2 protein-coding genes and 1 pseudogene are annotated in these 1815 nt (G+C 43.3%); all 3 read right to left on the bottom strand.

The features are described 5' to 3' along the window. Positions 1-153: 153 nt before the first annotated feature. Complete coding sequence (locus tag MJX74_RS21450) at positions 154-474, bottom strand: hypothetical protein (RefSeq protein WP_240225063.1); 321 nt, start codon at positions 472-474, stop codon at positions 154-156. 206 nt (positions 475-680) lie between these two features. Then, positions 681-1022: a hypothetical protein gene (locus MJX74_RS21445; protein WP_240225062.1), complete on the bottom strand. Its 342-nt coding sequence runs from the start codon at positions 1020-1022 to the stop codon at positions 681-683. A gap of 193 nt (positions 1023-1215) precedes the next feature. Beyond that, positions 1216-1815: pseudogene (locus tag MJX74_RS21845) on the bottom strand (transposase); the annotation flags it as partial.

Below are 1815 nucleotides of genomic sequence, written 5' to 3'. Positions count from 1 at the left end.
TAATCAGACAACACTATTTGATCACAAACTCGATCGCGTGAAAAGAGGTTTTTCTACAGCCTCAACGCTTTGCTAATGGGCTGCAGCAGCGAAGCGTAGGCAGTCCCGTGGAGGCCACGCCTTTTTGTGGCCGGAACGAAATTTAGCAACTTGTTATATTTCATAAACTACTGACAAAATAAAGACCAAAACCAAGGTGAAAATTATTGAATACAACGGCATTTTCCTAAGAACATAATTTCTTGCATCACCTGGCCGAGTCATCCAAGTTAATAACTTAGCGATGAATGAAATTCTCTTTCTCTCTACTTTGTCGCCTTTCGCGACGAAGTGGTACTTCTTACTTACGAACACGCCACCATAATTCCGTAAATCTGTTTCTAACTCGCGTTGCTCATGATCAATTGCGGCTTCGTTATCGGAGATTACTTTTGTTATGCGAAGTAATACTTTGCCGTCATCCGTTTCCTTCATTGAGCATTCTACTGGGTTTGTCCTTTCATGAACGTACCTGAAACCACCCCGCGCCGACCGGTCAGATTGAAATAGGAATGTAAACATTATCGGCACTTTGCTTGTTTTAACGCTCTTCAATCAGTTGTACTCATGAACTCTCAAGAAATATAACGCCCGCAACAGCCGAGAGCGTAGCGAATCGGTTGTTTGCGCTTGTTATGTTTTTATCTATTTTCATCGTAATAGAAGGGTAATTTTGGAGAATCAAAATCACCCTCCCCATATTTCGCATCTATGTGCGCTGGCAGCATATTTCGCATCTTTTCGTGAATAGATATGTGTAACAATTTAAATCCAGCATGCTCATTTATCGAACCCAGAAACCGTTCGATATCTTTAATATTTTTGTAATGCAAAGGCTGATGAAAAAACCTGTGATATTCTTGCAAGGTCGAGAAAACGTACATCAAGTCTTTTAAATTGACCTCAACTTTCTCATCAGGATCGATTGCCTCAAAACCGAAGGTAGCAATCTCTTCCAAATTGTCAGTGTACTCTTTAGTCACTTACCACCTCGCGAAACATAACGAGCCTGTAGAAAAACCTGTTGAACGCACAGTGTTTCTACTCCGGCCTTTCTGTTTATTATTTGTTAGCAACTTTGCATGCTTTTGGCGGGAATATCAAGACTAGATTCAGTTGACGCTACTCATGTAAAACCAGTGGTTTAGCCGGCCGTTTGGGGCTTAGTTAGCTCCATTATTCCGCTAACTTACCGTATCGACTTACCTTCTCCAGATTATGCACCATACAATACAACTGCCATTGGCCCTGCACCTTGGTTTTGCCGCGCAAACTAAACCGGTTTAGCCTTTTATTGGTTGGTGCCGATATTGCCAAACACCGGCTCTACTACTGACATGCGGTGGCTGTATATCTGTTTGCCGATATCGCTATCGACTCGTTGCTTCATCCAATCGGTGTAATTAGGCGGCGCATTGGCTTTGATTAAAAACGATACCTGTCGCCCGCTGCCTTTTCTATGATTGGCTGATTCTGGGTTTACCATGCATTGCTCTTTTAAATCACAACCGCGGCACTGTAATAGCTTGCCTGTAAACAGTGCACGTTGTTGACCATCCGGTTCCGGCCTGATACCCCGGCTAGATAGCAATAACCCCGAGGGGCAAATACAGGTTATCGCTATCGGGTCAAATTCAAACGCACTGACTGGAATAACAACCTTTTGCCCAACTGCCTTATCCTGGTGCCGCTTGCCGTGCTTTTGCTTTTGCTCACTGAATTTCGGATCACGTTTTCTAAACTGGTTATCTGGGATGTAGCCATTGATATGCTGTT

The organism is Rheinheimera hassiensis (genome assembly GCF_022436675.1).
In the GTDB taxonomy this organism is placed as follows: Bacteria; Pseudomonadota; Gammaproteobacteria; order Enterobacterales; family Alteromonadaceae; genus Alishewanella; species Alishewanella hassiensis.
This window is presented reverse-complemented; position numbering and strand designations above follow the sequence as displayed.

What these genes read in the sequence shown, in the direction of transcription:
- MJX74_RS21450 (WP_240225063.1), bottom strand. Translation starts at nt 474, where the DNA reads ATGAAGGAAACGGATGACGGCAAAGTATTACTTCGCATAACAAAAGTA.